Consider the following 20,891-nt stretch of genomic DNA (forward strand, 5'->3'; position numbering starts at 1 on the left):
CTCCGCCATAAAAAACTCTGACCGCATGAGGTCAGAGTTTTTTATGTGGAGCAAATTGGGGAGTGGCCTAATCCAAAGGAAAGCAGATTGGTCCGTTATATATGATTATTTCTTAACGGAGAGCAAGTTGTAAATCAATTGGGCGCTTTCTGCACGAGTGCCCGACTCAAGCGGTTTGAACTGGGAATTGGTGCGTCCGTTCATCAGTCGCGCTTCGACTGCCGACTGTATAGACGTTTCGGCCCATTTCGGAACGGAACCGATGTCTATAAAACCGGTTTTCTTGGAGTTTGCGACTTGTATGCCGAGGGAATATTCATATGCCCTTACAATCATTGCCGCCATTTCCTGGCGTTTAATCGGTGCTTCCGGAGCAAACTCGGTTGCGTTGATGCCATTTACGATGCCGACTTTAACGGCCAGCGCCACTTCATTCGCATACCATTTGCTTGCGGGCACGTCTGTAAACGACGAGGCTGCTTCGCCTTTGAGAACCAAAGCTCGGACCAGCATCGCGGCAAATTCCGCTCTTGATACGTTGCGGTTCGGATCAAAGCTGCTTGCGCTCACGCCTTGGATCAAATGCCGGGCAGATAACTCGCTAATCACGTCGCTAGCCCAATGAGCCGATGGAACATCGGAATATTTTTTGTTGAACTCCAGAATCGCATACTTGCTGAAATGGTGAACTGTTGCAGTCAGGAAGCCGTCTTTCCATGTACCGCCGATGTACTCCAAATCACCGCTATCGGAAATGTAATAGATGCCGGCCAGCTTTTTGTTCGTATTTGGTTTGGCCTTCAAGGCAATCGTAATCGGCTCGGAGAACTCGCTAAGCTGCTTCGTTTGCCCGTTTTTCATAACAATGTGCAACGTAAAGTTCAATATGTCGCCAGCAGCGCTCACATTGGCTTTGCTTTTTTGCGTTGCCGTCGATATCAGACGATCGGCTTGATCCGCCTCTACTTTGGAAGCTTTCAGCGAAATCGAGCTTTCGCTTTGTTCGCCGGCTTCAACTAATCCCGATAAGGACTGAAGCACTTGCGGCGGAATGGTGATGTTCATATTAGAAGCCTTGATCGTAATTGGCGCATTCCCGATCAGTTCCACAGCATTTCCAGGCAAAATCAATTCGTTAAGGGAGACTTTACTTTCTATCTCGACTTTGCCGCCGACATTTTTCAAATCGTCTGCTTTAACCACGAGACGCCCTTGATCGTCCTCGGGTTTCGGTTTGTCCTTATCGCCAGGATTGTCTTTTCCGCCTTGATTATTATCGTTGCCGTTTCCGCCCTGATCGTCAGCCTTCTTAACGATTACTGTCGTTTCATTAAACACAGAATCGATTGCGCTAGTCGCCCTGACGATTGCCGTACCCGGTTTCAAAGCGGTCACCGTACCTTGCTGATCCACGCTGACCACGCCCTCCGGACTGGAGCTAACGACCGACCACGAAACATTCTGGTTGGCTTCGCTCGGCATGACGGAAGCGTTCAACTTGGCGGTTTCTCCGGTTTTCATCGAAACATTCGTCCGATCAAGTTGGACCGATTGCGGTTTGGCCGTCAATTCGAAGCGATCCACTTCCCGACCGTCTACCGTTTTGGCCACGACTGTCATTTTGTTGCCGTTGATTTCGACAGCTGTATAAATTTGCGTCTGTTCCGCAAATGTGACTTCTTGGAACGGCTTCTCCGTGAGCGGGTAAAACTTCGACCCGGAAGCTCCTCCGACGACATAGACCGTTCCTTCGCCAGAAGCGACCTTTTGGTCCCCCTTCATCGGGTATGACCGCAAATACACATGATCATGGCCGTTCATGACGAGGTTGACGCCGTATTCGTCAAATATCGGAGTCCACTTGTCACGCACGATCTGCGTATCATAGATGCTGCCATACGGTCCGCGGTGGAAGAAGACGACTTTCCACTTCTTATTCGTATTTTTTAGATCATTGCTAAGCCATTCTTTCTGCTCGTCGTACATTCCCTCGCTGTTAAGAACGACAAAATGAACATCCTTGATATCGTATGAAAAGCTGCTGCCTTTCACTCCGTCCAAACCGTTCTGCGGATTATTGAAGTGAGCCACATAATCGCTATTGCCATACAAGCCCATGACTTCATGGTTGCCAATGACCGGAACGAAAGTGTTTTTCATCAAGTTCACTTGGGCGGAACCAAAGAACATGTTCCATTCCTTTTCTTCGTAGCCTTTGTCAACCATATCGCCTGCGTGCGCTATGAAATCGGGATCAGGCATAAAGTCCAACGCTTTCTGAAGCGTCGTTCCCCACAGATCGTAACCGGCTTTGTCGGCCGCCTGGGAATCGCCGATGAATAGGAATTTTGTTACGTCTCCGGATATGGGAGACGTTCTGAAGGTGCCTTGCGCGCTGTAATTGCCGTTGCCGTCACCGACACGGTACACGTAAGCCGTATCCGGCTCCAGATCGACCGCCGACGCTTTATGGACGCGAAGCGTGCCGGCACTGTCCGTGTTGTAGATGAAGCTGTCGCCATTAAATTTCTTTACGTTACTTTGGTTAAAATCCGTAAATTCCGATTGTTTGACGATTTCGACAACCGTTTCCTTCGTATCCGGATGCGTATGCCATGTAAAGTTTCGGGATACGGTCGGTTTGTCGCCCATCGTGACATTGATATTGTGAGGTATAGCTGCCCCCGCTAAAGCCTGAACCTTAAGATTCATTACCGGGCTGTATTGTCCGTCTTTTACCGCTTGTATTTTATACGATTTAACGGATTTGGTCGCTTCCAAAGTCGTCAACCAACCGTTGGCTCCCGTTACCGCATCTCCTGCTTCAACGCCATCAATCAGCAGCTTGGCGCCTTCAGCCGCGGTACCATTCTTAAAGGTGACGATGAAAGAAGCTGGGTAGCCTACGCCAATAGCGCTGTTATTCCAATTCAGTTGCAGTTGGGCTTTGACCGTCGATTTAACCGCCGGCCCATTGTATGCGGATCCCGCACCATCCGTCTTAACGATCGAGCCCGACTTGTATTCGATCGTATTCAGACGCGATACGTCATTCAAGGCTTCATCGACCATTAACAGCCCGATGACATCGCGCTTAACGGTATATTGCACTTGCGCGATCATATCCGAATCGTTCAAAGCCGATTGGTCCAGATCCGCAAAGGTCATTTGAACGTTCCCGGTCGCTTCGTTTATTACCGGCTGCAGTTGGGCATCGGTAATTTTCGTCCCTTTAATGACCTTCAAGTTCTCGACAATAGCAGGATCGAAACCGAACTCCACTTGGCCGCCCTTGAGTTTGTTTACTTTCTCGCCTTTGATATCAAGAGTGTAAGTTCCTCCTGCATAGATATCGGCTGGAGTTGCGTAGACGAATTTGGGCGCCCCGGTGTTGACCATAAAGCTCCATTCGTTGATCGTCTGGTTGCCTTCCATATCCCGGATCGAAACTTTGATTTTATGAACGCCGTCGACAAGCGGCGTTGCCGGTTTGTACGTAATTCGTCCTTCCGGCGGATACAGCCCATGGTTGACCAATGCACCGTCGAGGTAAACACGGATTTTATCGGGATCGATCAACGTCGTGCCCGGATGCGTAAGCTTATCGTAGTTGGCGGCTTCGCCGATGACACGAATATCCGGGGTTGCCGTATTAACCGTACCGTCCTCGGCCGGATACGGATTTTTCAGAATCGGCGGCGTCCTGTTTTCATCGAGCGGGCCGTAAACCGCCCGAATCTGGTCAACATAGATAGCGCCTGCCGTCTTATTGGCATTGCTGGTTTCCATATAACGGACTGGCAGGTCCATCGTAAGAGGTGTAACTTTGCCTTTTGGAACGGTTGCCTCGACATATTTCCATCCGGTCCAGTTTACTCCTGTCGTTTGGTCCGTATAATCGATAGCGAAGGCTGCGTTATTGCCATCCCTCATCTGTCCGCGAAGCCAGTGTTTCTTGCCGTCGCCGTAGACCCACATGCTGATCTTTTCCGGATATCCCGGAACTTGAATACGGGAAGCCGGATCCGTCGGATTTTTGAAAGACAAATAGGCTCCTGAAGTTCCCGTTTTGCCGACAAAATCGTACGACAATTTCAACGAGTTATTGCCGAAACGGACAAAGTCTTCGTTTGTTTCCAGACTGACATTAACGGAGTTAAACGTTGCGCCGGTTGCTGTATACTTGTCGATGCCGTTCTCGAAATCTTCCAATACAACCGGCGGAATGCCGACATTGACGTCCATCGAAGTTTCAATATCGCCGAATTTGACGAAGATTTTGCCCTTCTGGTCATTCTTCGCGGTTGCGGTAAATACGCCGTTCGTATCGATGGTTCCGATATCGCCTTCGACGCGCCATTCGAAATTGCTGTTGTTGGCCTGGATCACCTGGCCGTTCCGAAGCGCTTTTACTTTCAAAGCAGAAATTGCGCTGGAGTCGAACGTCTTCACCACGTCCGGGAACTGAAGCGCCGTCAGCTTGTCCACGACTTCGATTTCCCCGGTGCCGCTTAGAGCTCCCGACGTTACGCTGATACTGCCGGACGCCGCAGTTGCGCCTGCAGTAAACTTTCCATTCTCGTCAATCGATCCAAGCGATGGATCCGCATTCCAAACCGGAGTGCCGGCAAAAGCGGCCGGATGTCCGTTCGCGTCAACGGCTGCGGCCTTAAGCGGAATGGATGCGCCAACGAGCACGCGTTCCATATTCGGTTTAACGACGAACTTCGCCGCGTCGCCTTCCGGCGCTTTATTGACAAGCAGCAAGCCATTGCCCGTCTGACGTTCGCCGCCGTCTGAACCTTGGTTCAGCATTTTGACCGAAGATTCGCCTGGAAGCTTGGCTACAAATGTCGACGAACCGCCGCCGTCAAGGTTCATGGCATTAATGACGCCAAGATCGTTCAAGATTTTACCCAACTCAACCGTTTCAACGCCTTCGCTGAAGCCCGGCGCACGGCCGTCAATTTCGAACATGACGATCGAGCCGTCCGCTTTCGTGCCGATCGCTGTCCGAGGATGAACCCCTTCGGGTCCGACGTTTGTTTGTACGACGCCATCCTTGATCAATGGACCTTGGCCGCCGATCGCTACTTTAACGTCCTGCCATGCGTTGTCCAAAGCAAAAATAGCGGTAATGACATCATTAACCTGCAGCTGTGATAGAATGGAGCGGGCCGTTCCCGAAGCGGATAACACGACTTGTCCGCTTGTCAAAGGAGCATTGCCCTGATCCTTGCGGATTTGGGCTACCTTCAGGTGCATCGTCTGACCGCTTTTCACTTCCCCGTCGAGAATATCCAGAATGACTTCATCCCCGAGGTCGGTCGTTTTGGTAGATGTATAATAATCGGTCGTATAAAGAACCAATTGATTGTTTTCGCGATAACGGTTAATATGCGTCAAGTTCGAAGTCGTTCCATTAATGGTAATCGTCTTCATTAGCATTGGCGATCCGTAAATTGACGTTCCGTCATTTTTCAGCCCGAATGCATAAGAAGAAACGGAACTGTTCAGGATGCGACCGCCATCCATGAACAAACCGCTTGGAACGCCGGTGGAATAACCGGTCAAATCATAAAAATCTCCGTTTATCCCGGCAATAACCCGGTTGCCCGGCTTATCCGAATACGCAGCCATTTGCGTAACGCCCTGCATGCCGTATACTTTGCCGGATTTCGTTCCCGCTTGCAGCTCTAGGTTCGGATTTTTCGGATCGAATTCGACAAAATGCGCCTTCTCCAATCCTCGGTCAGTCTTCATATCATACCAAGTATACGCAGCGCCCGGCGCAAGCTCCGTTTGGCGCATATCCAGCACCTGACCGAATGCGGTGGAAGGCAAACTCATAGCGGCGGCCAATTGCGAAGGCTGCTGATACATGATCAGCAACAATACGGAAAGCAGCAAAGCAATGCTTTTTTTCAATCGATAAACCTGTTTCATCTTCTTTCTACACCTCTTCTTATCATGTTGACTCTCTTGATAAATTGAGCAAGATATAGAAACGATTTGTTTCAACTGCCCCCTCTCTTTCCTGCAACCATTAAATGATAAGGCGGGAGTGTTAACGCAAATGGCAGATTAATCTCTATTTATATTAATTCCAAACTGTTATCTCAGATGCGTGTAGGAAGGGATGTCGCTAGAATGATAGGAAAAATATGTATGGTAACCTTCAATGTTACTGTTTACATACACTTCATTTATGATATATTAATTCATAGTAATCGATTTCTATAGCTCCGAAGAGTGGTGAACAGTTTGCATAAATCCGTTACGATCCATGATATTGCCAAAGCGGTGAACGTGTCGTCAGCTACCGTGTCGAGAGTGCTCAGCAACAGCGATTATCCGGTTAGTTCGGAGCTTAAGATGAAGATTCAACAAGCGGCGAAAGATATGGCTTATGTACCGAACATGCTGGGCAAACAGTTGAAAACGAAGCAAAGCCGGATGATCGGGGTCATTGTCCCGACGATTACCAACCCCTTTTATTCATCGGTCATGCTGGGGATCGAAGAGGTGGCTCGCAAAAATGATTTTCAGGTCATGCTGTGCAACACGCTTCAGGATTCCAAAGTAGAGAATGAGTACGTGAAGACGATCTTTGAGAAACAAATCAAGGGATTGATCATTTCCTCGATTTCCCCGGATCAGAACACGCTATCTGATTATATAAAACTGGGGCTTAAAGTTATCGCGATTGACCAACAGATCGATCTGGATCACGTTCGCCAAGTGGGCTTTGACTATAGAAAGGGCGGGTATTTGGCAACCCGGCATCTTCTGAAGAAAGGGCACACCAAAATTGCTTATGTGACGGCACCATTGGATAGACCAAGCCGCAAATCGGTTTATGAGGGATATATGGATGCGCTCAGGGAAGCTGGGATTGAACGGAACCCCGAATGGGTGAGAGTAGAGGGGGAGATGAACGATTACAGCGGTATCTCTGAGTATGAGAACGGTCGAAGATTGACTTGCGAACTGCTTGCTTTGGCGGATAGACCGACTGCGATTTTCGCTTGCAATGATATGACGGCTTTTGGCGTCATCAATGAGTTGGCTAATCAAAGCGTCCGGGTTCCGGAAGAGATGTCCGTTATCGGTTTTGACGATATCGAATTTTCCCGAATGGTTACGCCTGCATTAACAACAGTGCGCCAACCGGACTACGAAATGGGCAAACTGGCTTGTTCCATGCTATTCGATATATTGGATGGCGAAAAAGAGCAGGAGATGGGAATTATGCTTCAACCTAAGCTCATTGAACGGCAAAGCGTCGCTGCACCGCCCGATTAAGGGCAGTTATTTTTCTAAAAGAAATCGATTACTATAAGAGGTGAGGAACAATGAAAAAATACGTAATTGTTGGTGCAGGCAACAGAGGGTTATGGATGTTCGCCAAACCGCTAACGAGCGAACTGAAAGACGCAGCGGAGCTTGTCGGTATTTACGACGTGAATCCGATCCGGGCGGAATTCATGAGCAAATCTTGCGGAAATGTCCCGGTGTATGACGATTTTGAAGGCATGCTTAGCGATACCCATCCGGATGGCGTGATTGTTACGACCCCGGACAGTTTGCATGACGAATACATTATCCGGGCGCTTCAGGCAGGTTATGATGTCATATCGGAAAAGCCGATGACGATGGAGGCGTCCAAATGCAGGGCGATTCTGGAAGCGGAAAAGGCGGCAGGCAAGCAAGTGACGGTGACGTTCAACTGCCGGTTTATGCCCTACGTCGTTCGGATCAAAGAGTTACTCAGTCAGGGGACAATCGGCGATATTCTTAGCGTCAACCTGGAATGGTCTTTGGACAGGAGTCACGGCGCGGATTACTTCCGCCGGTGGCACCGGAAGCTAGAGAACAGCGGAGGTCTTCTCGTTCACAAATCGACGCATCATTTTGATATGGTGAATTGGTGGCTTCATGATGAACCCGAAGTCGTCTATGCTCAGGGGGCGAGACATTTTTACGGCCCGACAAGAGAAGAGCGAGGCGAGCGGTGTCTGACTTGCAAACATAAAGATACGTGCGAGTTTTACTTTGATATTACGGCTGACGATACGGTGAAGCAGTTATATTACGAAGCGGAACAGCAGGACGGCTATTTCCGGGATCAGTGCGTATTTAGCGAAGAAATCGATATCTATGACACGATGTCATTAAGCGTGAAGTATGCAAGAGGGACGCTCCTTACCTATTCTCTGAATGCTTACTGCCCTTATGAGGGCTGGAAGATCACATTTAACGGGACGAAAGGAAGGATCGAGGCGGAGGAAATTTCCAGCGGTCCAAAGAGCAATGACCCCAACCAGTATATTTCCATCTACAACAACAAGGGGGATTTGGAAGTTTCGGAAACCAAGAAACTACTGGCTGACCATGGCGGGGGCGATGAGCATCTGCGCCGGATGATTTTTAGAGGGGATGTTCCCGATGTTCTGGGACAGCAGGCCGGTTCCCGGGCGGGAGCGATGTCGCTGTTGGTTGGAGCCGCTGCCAATATTTCCATTGCCGACAAGCGGCCGGTATCGATAAATGAACTGTTGGGTGAAGACCTATTTTAAGGGAGGAATATGGACATGGAAGTTAAAGTATTGGAGAATAGCGCGCAGTTAGGTATTGAAGCGGCAAAACAAGCGGCAGAAGTGATCAGAGGGGCGATCGCGTCGCGGGGAAAGGCCCGAATTGTTTTATCCACAGGAGCTTCCCAGTTCGATTTTATTCAAGCCTTTGTCCAGTCCGATCTGGATTGGAGCAAGGTGGAAATGTTTCATCTTGACGAGTATGTCGGCTTATCTGAAAGTCATCCTGCGAGTTTTCGCAAATATTTGCGAGAGCGATTCGTCAATCTTGTCGGTCTGAATCGTGCGTACTTTGTTAATGGCGAAGGCGATGTCAGTGAGAACATTCGGGAATTAAGCGAGGAAATCAGGAAGGCGCCAATCGATTTAGCTCTGATCGGCATCGGAGAAAACGCCCATATCGCCTTTAACGATCCTCCTGCGGACTTTACGACAAAGGAAGCTTATTTCGTTGTCGAGCTGGATGAAGGCTGCAAAAAACAGCAAGTTGGAGAAGGTTGGTTCGCGACTTTAAACGATGTACCTAAACAAGCGATTACGATGACGGTCTACCAAATCATGCAAAGCGAAGTGATCATTTCCTGCGTTCCTCATGAGGTGAAGGCAAACGCGGTAAAATTAACGCTGGAAAACGATACGACTCCGCAAGTTCCGGCAACGATGCTAAAAACGCATCCTGACTGGACGCTCTACCTCGATCGAAATTCGGCGTCACTCACGGATTCGCTTGCGAAGTGAGATGGGAGGGTAGATAACCATGCAGCTTGATCAGTTGGAAAGCTTGGATATTGATTTTTACGATGTGAAAGATCAATTGAAGCAATTGGTCTTTACCCGCTCGATGGCGGCATTTGACGCAGGGGATCATGCCAGAGATAACGTGCATAGCAGACAGCAGCTTGAAGAACGCAACAAAAGAATGAGGGAAGCGCTCCTGCAATCATTAGGCGGTCTTCCTTCCAACGATGCGCCGCTTCAACCCCATGTTACCGGCGTCGTGCAATGCAACGGTTACAGAATAGAAAAAATCATCTTTCAGTCCCGTCCCGACACCTATGTGACGTCGAACTTATACATTCCCGAAGGAATCTCTTCCCCCCGCGGCGCGGTACTGTTCTTATGCGGTCATTTTGACACGGCAAAACACGCAGATGAATACCAGACTGTGTGCCAATACTTGGTGAGCGCGGGTCTCGTCGTGTTTGCTATCGATCCTATCGGGCAAGGGGAACGGTTAAGCTATTACGAGCCCTCTTTGGGAAAAGCGATTGTGGAAGGGGGATGTCCCGAGCACGATCACGCCGGAACACAGTGCTGGCTTGTCGGGGACAGCCTTGCCCGATATTTTGTGCACGATGCGATGCGGGCTGTCGATTATTTGTGTACGCGCTCGGAAGTAGACCCTGCTAAAATCGGTGTAACCGGTAATTCCGGCGGAGGAATGCAATCTTCGCTCATGATGATTTGCGATCCCAGAATTGCGGCAGCCGCTCCTGCGACCTTCATCATGAATCGACGCTCCTATATCGGTGCCGGGCAAGCGCAGGATGCGGAACAAATCTGGCCGGGGCTGTCCGCGGCCGGATTTGATCATGAGGACATATTGATGGCGATGGTGCCGCGTCCGGTACTCATCCTTGCTGCATCCTACGATTTTTTTCCCATAGAAGGAACAAGAAGTACGGTAGAGAGAACGCGAAGATTTTGGGAAATGCATCATAAAGGCGATCATCTATCTTATTTCGAAGAACCCGAGGTCCATAAATATTCGATAGCGATGGCCAAGCAAGCTGCCGCATTTTTTGCCAAACATCTACTTACTGAAGCGCCGGGACCATTGAAAATAAGTTCAGAGATCGAGCCGCTCGATCCATCTCTTCTATGGTGTACCCAGAGTGGCCAAGTCCGTGAAGACTACGCACTGGCGCGCGCGGTCTACGAGGAAAATGTCGATCGCCTTGATGGGTTTGAGTCGACTCGAGCCGGGTTATCCGGACCGGAGCGCAAAGAGAAAGCGTTAATATGGCTTAAGGGCAAAGTTCATGCTTGGCGTAAACCGTGCAGCTTGAATCCCCGTGTGGTTCAACGTGGACAGCTTGATGAGCTAACCGTTCACACGGTTGCGTGGTGGAGCCAAGAGGGATTGCTCAATCATGGGTTAATGTTCAGGGATTGCTCGTATATGGATCATAAGCTTCCCTTGACGATTGCGGTTTGGGAGGAAGGCACTCGTAAAATCGGGGGTCATTTTTCCTGGATTCGGGAAACTTGCTCGACCGGGAGAGCGGTAATGGTGCTGGATGTGACCGGAGTCGGGGCTTTATCCCCCAATGCCGTGAATGGCGGAGATTTGAAGGGGCTTTTCGGCACTTTTTATAAATTGACGACTGATCTCTTTTGGCTCGATGATAGTTTGGCGGCTTTGCGTACTTATGACGTGCTTCGGGCGTTAGATCTTGCGGAAATATTGCCGGACATGGTTATCCATGATCTTACGATATATGCGAAAGGCCGATACAGTTTATTTGCCCAACTGGCGACTGTACTCGATGAACGTGTCAAACAGCTGAAGGTAGAGGATGGCATGGAAAGTGTAGCCTCTCTCGTAAAATCGCGCGATTTCGACAAGTATGATGTAGCAGGTTTAATATTGCCTGGGATGCTTCAATATTTTGATCTGCCCGATTTGGCAGAATGGTCCAAGGAAAGGGGATTAGGCCTATGAAGTGGATCGGCAAGCGAGTTGAGGATGGGGCTATTATTCAAGTTAATGTCATTAACGGTGTCATCGAGACCGTAACACAATTGGCGGAGTCAGATTTGCCCAACGAACCTGTCCCGTGGATTTCAGCCGGTTGGATTGATCTGCAGGTGAATGGCTTGGCGGGATTTGATTTTAATTCGGAGCATCCTTCGGAAGAGGATGTACTTGGCGTTACGAACCAATTGTGGAAGCTTGGGGTAACGAATTATTTGCCAACGGTCATTACCGGCAGCTCTCGGCGAATATCCGACGCGCTGACGATAATAGCAAAAGCTTGCGAGTCCAGCGAGGAAGTTAGAAACAGCGTACTCGGCATCCATTTGGAAGGTCCATACTTGGCTGAACAAGACGGTCCGCGCGGGGCTCATGAGCTTCAATATATTTGCGATCCGGATGTAGATCAATTTCATCAATGGCAGCAAGCTGCAGGAAATCAAATAAAGCTGGTCACCCTGGCGCCTGAAAAACAGGGAGCGGTGGATTTTATTTCGAAGCTAGTCCAGGAAGGGATTGTCGTGAGCATCGGACATACCCAAGCCTCAACGGAACAAATAGAAGCGGCAGTTGTTGCCGGAGCAACGGTTTCTACCCATTTAGGCAATGGTTCACATCCGATACTGCCGCGTCACCCGAATTATATATGGGACCAGCTGGCAGAGGATCGCCTATGGGGATGTTTTATTGCCGACGGTCATCACTTGTCTCCCAATACCTTGAAGGCCATGATCCGGAGTAAAGGAGATAAAGCCATCTTGGTGAGTGATGCAGTCAAATTCGCGAGTATGCCGCCAGGCGAATACACCAGCGTCATCGGCGGAGAAGTCGTTTTACACGAAAGCGGCAGACTCCATACGAAACATAATCCCTCGATCTTGGCTGGCTCTGCTCTATCCGTTCCCATAGGCATTGAAAATGCGATTAAATATGTCGGGTTGAGTCTTGTGGAAGCCATCGAGATGGTAACGAAACGGCCGGCAGCAGCAATGAAACTCGAGCATTACGGCAGCTTGCAAAAGGGAGCTCCGGCGAATATGACCTTATTTTCATTTGATCCAAATGAGGGCAAAGTCCGGGTAATGGAAACCGTGTTGGCGGGGAGAAGCGTGTATAACGCGGATTGAGTTCTCTGGGAGGGAATCTCCATGGGTGGAGAAGAAACAATTTGAAGCGGATTGATATGGCTTTAAGAAAGCCTCGTCCTCACGCGGATGAAAAAGAGCTTTGTTACCGTACTTCTGTGACAAAGCTCTTTTGATTGTGGATTTACACACATCCCACTTTATCGCTAAGTCAGTCATCCTCGAAACAAGCGGTTATACTCTTGACCAACTGCCACTTAACAGTGACAATGACATTGATGACCACTTCCGCCTGTCATTCGAGGGGTTTTGCGGCACGTTGATGCGGTTGGTCGGACTGATGAAACAAGTCAAGCCATAGCAATCTGTCCTACAGATTTCGAATGCGAGATCGAGGGTAACCAAAGGAGCGAAACCCATGCACGAAAAATGGTGGAAATCGACGGTCGTCTATCAGGTTTACCCCAGAAGCTTTCAGGATACCGACGGGGACGGAATTGGCGATTTGCAAGGAATCATCGAACGTCTCGATTACTTACAAGAGCTAGGGATCGGCGCGATCTGGCTTAGCCCGGTCTACAAGTCGCCGAACGATGACAACGGCTATGACATCAGCGACTATTGCGACATTATGGACGAATTCGGGACGATGGCGGATATGGACGAACTTATACGCGAGGCGGATACGCGCGGCATTAAGATCGTGATGGATCTGGTCGTCAATCACACCTCCGATGAGCATACTTGGTTCATTGAATCGCGGCGGAGCCGAGACAATGAATATCGCGATTACTATATTTGGCGCGACGCGGCACCAGGCGGCGGGGAACCGAACGGATTACGGTCGACATTTAGCGGCTCCGCATGGCAGTATGACGAAAGTACCGGACAGTATTTCTTGCACCTGTTCAGCAAGCGACAGCCCGACCTCAATTGGGAAAACCCGAAAGTGCGGCAAGAAGTATGGAACCTCATGAATTTCTGGCTGGAAAAAGGCGTCGGCGGCTTTCGAATGGACGTCATCGACCTTGTCGGCAAAATTCCGGATCAAGAGATTACCGGCAACGGTCCGAAGTTGCATGAATACTTGCAGGACATGCACCGTGAAACGTTCGGTCGATACGACGTCATGACTGTCGGTGAGACGTGGGGAGCAACGCCGGAGATCGCGAAGCAGTATTCCGATCCGAAGCGGAAGGAACTGTCGATGGTTTTCCAGTTCGAGCATATTATGCTCGACCAGCAGGAAGGCAAGGACAAGTGGGATTTGAAGCCGCTGCCGCTAGGCGATCTGAAGCGCATATTGAGCAAATGGCAGACAGAGCTAGGGGATCAGGGCTGGAATAGCCTGTTCTGGAATAACCATGATCTGCCGCGCATTGTATCCCGTTGGGGAGACGATGACGCACTGCGTGTCCCGAGCGCCAAAATGTTCGCTATCCTTCTCCATCTCATGAAGGGAACGCCATATATCTATCAAGGCGAAGAATTGGGAATGACCAACTGCCCGATCACGGATATCGCAGAGGCTCAGGATATCGAGACGATCAACATGTATCATGAACGGCTTGGTTTAGGATTTTCCCGTGAGGATATCATCGCTTCCATTAATGCCAAGGGACGGGATAATGCTCGTACTCCTATGCAGTGGGACGATACGCCGAACGGCGGCTTCACGACCGGGACGCCGTGGCTGCGGGCAAATCCTAACTACTCATCTATCAACGCGGCCGCCGCGCTGTCTGACCCGGACTCGATTTTCCATACGTATAAACAACTGATCGCACTCCGCAAAGCCAATCCGATTGTCGTATGGGGCGACTACCAACTGATCGAGGAAGGACCGGAGCAGCTATTCCTGTACATCCGTCGGTACGAAGGACGTACGTGGGCGGTTGCGGCTAACTTCGGCGGCACGGCGATATCGGCCAGCGTCCCGCGACTTGGGCGTAGCGAAGCGATCATTATCGCTAACTATGACAGAACCGCAGCGGACTTTACGCAGCTAGAGCTTCAGCCATTCGAGGCGTTTGCGGTTGAGTTGGTCTAGTACTCCGTAACTTCAACAGACGTCACATCGACGGAATCGGCCATTTCGTTTCCGAAGCATGTGCTCAATCATGTAGAATGACAAAACCCACGGGAGCCCCGTGGGTTTCTAGATTAGGATGGGCGCTTTGTACTTATATACGGAGGGAAGTCCATGAAATCTGCAATTATTTTGCCACTGTTAGGCGTATTAATAGCTGGATGCACACAGTCTCATGAACAAAACCTATCCGAAATGTCATCCACTAAGCCCGCATATCCTACTTCCCCAACAGTTTCTTTTGAAATTTCACAAGACTCAGTCGACTCCAAACCCTATCTCAATAAAATTAAACAAGTCACTTATAATATGGCGAAGTCTTATCGGGACAATCTTCGAATTTCTTTAGAAGATTACTTAAATCAGCCGTCGACCAATGTATCTTATAGCGATCATTACAACGTATCATGGATTTCGGACGGTGTTGGCGCATCGGTTGTTGTCGTGTTTTATTCAGAAAAGCCTAATGAATGGAAGCCTGTTTTTTCTGGAGCCTTTGGCCGTGATATAACGGCAATTTCCTGGAGAACAGATGCGTTTGGAGCAGAAGAACCCCTTTTGAGCGTAGAATCATATAATAGCGCCGGCACAAGACGAATCAACCATACTCAGTTAATTTATCTTCAAGGTAGTACTGCGCAAATTGCATTTGATTTGGATACGGTCACTTATGAAGCGCCGCATATGCTGAAAAACGGTAATGAAGAAAGATGGAAGCTTGTTCAAAACTTTGTAGTTGTCAGTCAAGGCATGAACGATAATCATTCAATCCCAGAGATCGATGTTTCCGGTTATGAACAAACGGACGTCATTCATGGACAAACAATAAAATCTTCATCAAAAGAATTCATATCAGTTGGATACACTTGGGACGCAAGTTCGCATCGTTTTATAGAAACCGCCGAAAAGAACCCCGTTAACAGCTATTAACAGGGGCTTCTTTGGTACGATTGTTGTGGTAGACGTATATTCCCTTGCCGAAATATATTGGACACAGCCCGGGAGCTTCGGCTCTCGTTTTTTGCGCTACAGAAGAGTTGGTAGAACCTCTATGGCAATCACGACGGAGGATTTTTCTAACGTGATGTCGAATTTTCGCAGAAGGAGTCGTTTATTCGTTTGGGGGATTAATCATGAGGTTTGTTTCGGAGCTAATCAAACATTTAAAAGTGAGAACAAAGGTGCTTATTTTACTCGGAGTTGCTCTTTCCCTCATGATTGTCGTTGGCGGTGCCGGAATATTTGCTATGCACAAGATGGAGAGTAAGGCCCATGCATTGTATATGGAAAAGTTAATGCCGAGCAGCTTAATCGTCAAACTTTTATTTGGAAATGCCCGAATCGATGCACTGCAGCTCGAAATGCTTCTTGCGGAAAGTGATCCTGATCGCGTACATATTCAACAACAGTTTGATGATCAACGAACGAGTAACCGGGCAATTCGCAGCCAACTGGAAACGATACCACTGTCTCCTAGAGCAGAGGAGCAGTACAAACATTTTTTAAGTCTGATTCCGACGAATAATGCCTCGAAAACAACAATGGATACATTGACCAATGCCGGGCGCAAAGACGAGGCCTATAAGGAGTATACGGCCCGCTACAAAACAAACCGCGAAGAAATGATTAAAAGCTTGGAGAATGCAGTACGCTTTAATGAAGAGGATGCTCAAGCCTTTTACGATGATACGGTTAGAGCTTATCGTGGAGGTATAACCATCACCACGTTGGTCACGATGCTGGCTTTCATTTTGTGCACTTGGCTTGGTCTGGCTATCTCGAACTATATAACGCGACCAATCATCAAGCTGAGGAAATTGATGGCCGACGCACAACAAGGCGATTTGACCGTGAAGGGCTATTATGAATCGTCGGATGAAGTTGGGGCTCTCATCATGGGTTTCAATCAGATGATCGTAGGACGTAAAGAAGCGGAGGATGCGCTTCATCACTATAAAGAGAATTTAGAGGAATTAGTCGAGCAGAGAACGATCGAGTTAGAAAATAAAAATATGTTGCTTCGCGAGGCCAAAGAAATCGCGGATATTGCGAATCAAGCAAAAAGTCAATTTATTGCGAATGTGAGTCATGAGATTCGAACCCCGATGAACGCGATTATGGGGTTTAATTTATTGCTTAAGCACAGCGAGTTAACAAACCAACAGAAAGATTATGTAGGTAAGAGCATCTTATCGGCTACCAACTTATTAGGCATTATTAACGATATCCTTGATTTTTCGAAAATGGAAGCAGGCAAGATGAAGCTGGAGGAAATTGATTTTGACTTGTATGAGGTATTAAGTAATCTTTCAAATATCGTAAGCCTCAGTGCGTCCGAGAAAGGCTTACGATTGCGCTTTGATGTGGATCATCGCGTTCCCCAGAAGCTGAAGGGAGATCCGTTCCGGTTAAATCAAATTTTGTTGAACTTAACAAACAACGCGATCAAGTTTACTCAGAGCGGAGTCGTTGCCGTCTCCGTGGGCATCCAGGCAAACGAAAATAAAGGAGCCCTCCTCCGGGTTGAAGTCAGTGATACGGGAATTGGGATGACAGAAGATCAACTTCGCCAATTGTTTCTCCCTTTTTCTCAAGCGGATATGTCAACGACGCGAAAATATGGCGGAACCGGTCTTGGCCTAGTCATCACTAAAAATCTGGTGGAGCTCCTTGGAGGGACAATCGAAGTTAACAGTGAGGCAAATAGGGGCAGCAGTTTCGTAGTCACAGCACCCTTTGATTGTAGTGAAGAGCCATTTGTTGACTTCGATCGAGGCGGTGATTTGGAGCGTCTTCGCGTACTGCTCATCAGCGATAATCCGGAAATGCAGAGTGTATTAAATAATCAATTTGGGCAATTTCGCTCTAGCATAACGATAGCGGCTAATGAGAAAGAGGCGATTAAAGCATGCAGTCGCCATCCTCATTATGAGTTGGTTCTGATCGATGTGGAACTGCAAGGGTCGGATATCACCAGGTTGGCCGAAACAATCAAGTCGGACTATTTTTCTCCAAAGCCCAAGATTGTACTCGTAAGCAGATTTCATGAAACTAAAATGCAAGAGATACAGGCATCAGAAAATATAGACAAATGTTTATTTTTTCCGCTTGGTCAATTACAGCTATATGAGGAAATGGTCAGTCTGTTTAAACCACAAACCCCAATCATGAAAGAAATATCAATAGCTGATGAGGAAGTTGCAGCGAATGTGATCTCGCAGCATATAAAACTATTACTTGTAGAAGATAATGAAATTAATCAAATCGTCGTGATAGAAATGATTAAATTAGCCGGTTTTGGAGTGGATGTGGCTAATAATGGGCTGGAAGCGATAGAAATGATTAAAGCCAAAAAATACGATGTCGTGCTCATGGATCTGCAGATGCCCTTAATGGATGGCTATGAAGCTGCACGTACAATAAGAGAGTTGGATCCTCAGAATGATACGCCGATTATTGCGATGACTGCGGACGCGATGGAAGATACGAAACGAAAGGCGCTCGAAGCCGGCATGCAAGGGTATTTAACAAAGCCTATTGATCTTAAACAGCTAACAAGCACACTGCAACGCATATTGGAAAATAATATAATACCTTAATTGTTAAGGAGGTTAAGTGGCAAATCATGAACAATTCGAATCAAAAGCCGGTTGTGAAAGCGGAGATGCTGATTCGCAAGCCGGCGCAAGACGTGTATGAAGCATTTGTTGACCCGGCCATTACGACTCTGTTCTGGTTTACGCGCAGCAGCGGAAGACTGGAGCAAGGAAGCCGAGTGCGATGGGAATGGGAGATGTACGGAGCCGTCGACGAGATTCAAGTACTGGAGCTTGTGCCGAACAAGCGGATCAGGATTGAATCCTCGGATGGGACTCAAGTGGAGTGGACGCTGACAGCACGGTCCGATGCGGAGACATTCGTTACGATTACGAACTCCGGCTTTACGGGCAGCGAGGAGGCAATCGTCGGTCGGGCGCTGGACTCGATGGGTGGATATACGATGGTGCTCTGCGGCTTAAAGGCGCTATTGGAGCACGGCATTGAGCTGAATCTCGTAGCTGATTACGCTCCGGACGCGCATGTTAGCCGGTAGGAGGGGAGGGGGCATCACGGAATTGGCTACTGCGCCTCCTCCTCCTGTACCCCATACCGCGCAAGCGCTCTGGAAGCCGATTCTCTCATGCGGCCTTTAAGGTGTTCTCCTTTTACAATCTTGACGCGCAATCCGAGGAATCGGATTTTGGACAGCAGAAACTCGCTTTCATCTGCCAGATAAGAAATATGAATCCGGTAGGCATCCACATCTTCGTCATAAGAAACGGATTTCTCAAAGCAGGAAAACGCATATAAAATACGCGAAAGCTCGACGTTGTAGGTGGGGACGACCTGGATGACGGCGTGCTCTTTGCGTTCTTCCCATAAGCGTCCTAGCAGCTCTTTCAGAGCGTCCACCCGCTCAGCAGATAACTCGCTTTCCTCAACGGCGACAATGTTCTGCAGCTTCGAGGACATTAGAGTATGCTGGCGAGTGTTATACCAGAGCAGATACCACTCTCTTTTGACCACATTGTACTCCAGCTTGTAGGGGAAGCCATGTTGGTTCGATTTAATGCCTCCGTGCTTCATCCGGTAAGTCAGACGGATGCCGAGATTGCGCATGATGATCCGACGGAGCACGCGAAGCAGCGGGTGGTATACTTGTCGCTCCCGGCTTTTGGCCTTCTCGATGATGATGCCCTGAATGCCCGTTACGTCGTCGGTTTGCAGGATTTCGTCCAGCTTGCCCAGCGTCTCAGGTGTAAAAGCTTGCGTAGACTCGACAGGCTCCAACATCATTTTGAGCCAAGTCCGTTCCTGTCCCGTCAGCGCGAAGGAGCCGGATTCATCAAGACGGGAGATGATCTGGTAATTAAAGATTTTCTCGAACAGATTCATAGTAGTCCCGAATCTCCTTCCACTCCGCAATGAACTCCCGACGAAGCCATGCAGGTTCCAGCACTTCGCAGCTAGACCCGAAGCTTCTTAGCCATGGTTTAATTTCGTAAATGCCGTTAACCGTGATCTCGTATAGGAACGTTGATTCGGATTCCTCCGTAATAACTCCCCACTGCCCTTGCGCCTCGACCCGCTCCCGCACGAAGTTTGCACCGGAACGGTCTGGATTAAAGAAACGCGCTTTCACAGTGGCAGGGCGCAGCGTATCGATTACCCAGCTTTGCTTCAATTGCGCTTCTGCCGATACTAGTCGACCGTCAAACTCTTCCTCCGAAACGGACTCGCCTTCCTCAATCTGCGTTAGCCCCTCCATTCGGAACTTCATGAGACCGAGCCGCGGGCCATACCCAATCAAATACCACCGGCCGTACTGATGATCGAATATGACGCGAAGCGGGAGTACCGTGTGCACAACGCCGTCCGATTCTCGTTCGAACAGCGGGTTCGTATTTTGCGATGAATACTTTTTGCCCTTCTTCGGCGACAGGTAAAGGAAATGCAGCTTTTTGCGCTGCCGGATCGCCCGGAAAATCGTATATAGATGCGCTTCGTCCAGAATACGCGAATGATAATGGTACTTATAACGGTGCGTCTCCGCAACGTCCGCGTCAAATCCACGCTTGATCAGCGCTTTCTTTAAAGTGGAGCGAAGCAGATAACCTTGCACGGACGGAACCTGCGTATTGGCGATAACATCGACGTAATCGAATAGGTCCAGCAATTCGTCGTCGGACAGCCAGTCGATCAGATCGTTGGCGGCTTTGTAGCGGTAAGGGCGACCTCCGCTCAGGCGAACGATGACACCGACTTCCTCCAAATATTTCAGATCGCCCCGAACGGTCTTCTCATCCGGGAGCGGGAATTCAACCGGCATTTGCTCGCTGCAAATGTCCTGCAAGTCTTTGGCTGTCAGTTCCTGTGACTGCAACGCGGTCAACAGCAGCGTGAGCCGAACGCTCTCCGTTTCCTTCAGCGACTTGGCGCGGAACAGGAAAAGCAGCAGCGGATCGGCGGACTCGTAATAGTTATAACGAAGCCCTTCCGTTAGCTCGGTTCCTTGCTCCTGAGGGACTCCTTGCTGAAGCGTACTGAGCATTTCCTTGAGGTAACGGAGCGTTTTGTCATAGGTATGCACCGAAATGCCGAGGCGATCGGCGAACTGCTGCCTGCTGTATGCGCCTCCGGCCAGAGCCAGCATGCGAAGGAACTGAATTTCTTTGTCGAAGCTTTCCCGGGCCACCTTTGTTTCCCCCAACCTGTACCGAATCACATTATGCTGTTTATTGTATCAAGCTCGGAAGCTGGGGGAAATGGAAAAATTTTATCCCGTCGCCATACTTTCGCCCTGTTCGCAGGTTGCTTTTTCG

12 protein-coding genes are annotated in these 20,891 nt (G+C 49.0%); 9 read left to right on the forward strand and 3 right to left on the reverse strand.

Annotated elements, in window-relative coordinates:
- Positions 1-105: 105 nt before the first annotated feature.
- A complete protein-coding gene (locus ACFPOF_RS01135; RefSeq protein ID WP_378128780.1) occupies positions 106-5,946 on the reverse strand; it encodes a phosphodiester glycosidase family protein in 5,841 nt (1,946 codons plus the stop codon).
- Positions 5,947-6,264: 318 nt separating this feature from the next.
- On the opposite strand from ACFPOF_RS01135, the gene ACFPOF_RS01140 reads away from it, so the two are divergent.
- The 9 genes from ACFPOF_RS01140 to ACFPOF_RS01180 all read left to right on the forward strand — a co-directional run bounded on the left by ACFPOF_RS01140 (position 6,265) and on the right by ACFPOF_RS01180 (position 18,622).
- Positions 6,265-7,305 carry a LacI family DNA-binding transcriptional regulator gene (locus ACFPOF_RS01140; RefSeq protein WP_378128782.1) on the forward strand — a complete coding sequence of 347 codons (1,041 nt, stop codon included), beginning with the start codon at positions 6,265-6,267 and terminating at the stop codon, positions 7,303-7,305.
- A gap of 50 nt (positions 7,306-7,355) precedes the next feature.
- Positions 7,356-8,579, forward strand: a complete 1,224-nt coding sequence (locus ACFPOF_RS01145; RefSeq protein ID WP_378128783.1) for a Gfo/Idh/MocA family oxidoreductase — start codon at positions 7,356-7,358, stop codon at positions 8,577-8,579.
- A 15-nt stretch (positions 8,580-8,594) separates the two neighbouring features.
- Positions 8,595-9,335: a glucosamine-6-phosphate deaminase gene (locus ACFPOF_RS01150; protein WP_378128785.1), complete on the forward strand. Its 741-nt coding sequence runs from the start codon at positions 8,595-8,597 to the stop codon at positions 9,333-9,335.
- A 19-nt stretch (positions 9,336-9,354) separates the two neighbouring features.
- Positions 9,355-11,322, forward strand: coding sequence for an alpha/beta hydrolase family protein (locus ACFPOF_RS01155; RefSeq protein ID WP_378128787.1), 1,968 nt, complete (start codon positions 9,355-9,357; stop codon positions 11,320-11,322).
- Positions 11,319-12,482 carry an N-acetylglucosamine-6-phosphate deacetylase gene (nagA, locus tag ACFPOF_RS01160; protein ID WP_378128789.1) on the forward strand — a complete coding sequence of 388 codons (1,164 nt, stop codon included), beginning with the start codon at positions 11,319-11,321 and terminating at the stop codon, positions 12,480-12,482. Before ACFPOF_RS01155 ends, nagA begins: the two co-directional genes overlap by 4 nt.
- A gap of 376 nt (positions 12,483-12,858) precedes the next feature.
- Complete coding sequence (locus ACFPOF_RS01165) at positions 12,859-14,490, forward strand: glycoside hydrolase family 13 protein (RefSeq protein WP_378128791.1); 1,632 nt, start codon at positions 12,859-12,861, stop codon at positions 14,488-14,490.
- A 153-nt stretch (positions 14,491-14,643) separates the two neighbouring features.
- The gene (locus ACFPOF_RS01170; protein ID WP_378128793.1) at positions 14,644-15,459 is read left to right on the forward strand and encodes a hypothetical protein; all 816 of its coding nucleotides are present in this window, start codon (positions 14,644-14,646) and stop codon (positions 15,457-15,459) included.
- A 203-nt stretch (positions 15,460-15,662) separates the two neighbouring features.
- Positions 15,663-18,128 carry a response regulator gene (locus ACFPOF_RS01175; RefSeq protein ID WP_378128795.1) on the forward strand — a complete coding sequence of 822 codons (2,466 nt, stop codon included), beginning with the start codon at positions 15,663-15,665 and terminating at the stop codon, positions 18,126-18,128.
- 26 nt (positions 18,129-18,154) lie between these two features.
- A complete protein-coding gene (locus ACFPOF_RS01180; RefSeq protein ID WP_378128797.1) occupies positions 18,155-18,622 on the forward strand; it encodes an SRPBCC family protein in 468 nt (155 codons plus the stop codon).
- Positions 18,623-18,648: 26 nt separating this feature from the next.
- Here the strand turns inward: ACFPOF_RS01180 and ACFPOF_RS01185 are convergent, their stop codons facing one another.
- Both ACFPOF_RS01185 and ACFPOF_RS01190 read right to left on the reverse strand, forming a co-directional pair.
- Complete coding sequence (locus tag ACFPOF_RS01185) at positions 18,649-19,464, reverse strand: WYL domain-containing protein (protein WP_378128799.1); 816 nt, start codon at positions 19,462-19,464, stop codon at positions 18,649-18,651.
- Complete coding sequence (locus ACFPOF_RS01190; RefSeq protein WP_378128801.1) at positions 19,439-20,764, reverse strand: helix-turn-helix transcriptional regulator; 1,326 nt, start codon at positions 20,762-20,764, stop codon at positions 19,439-19,441. Before ACFPOF_RS01190 ends, ACFPOF_RS01185 begins: the two co-directional genes overlap by 26 nt.
- Positions 20,765-20,891: the final 127 nt, after the last annotated feature.

The organism is Cohnella soli (assembly GCF_042655525.1).
Lineage (GTDB): Bacteria > Bacillota > Bacilli > Paenibacillales > Paenibacillaceae > Cohnella > Cohnella soli.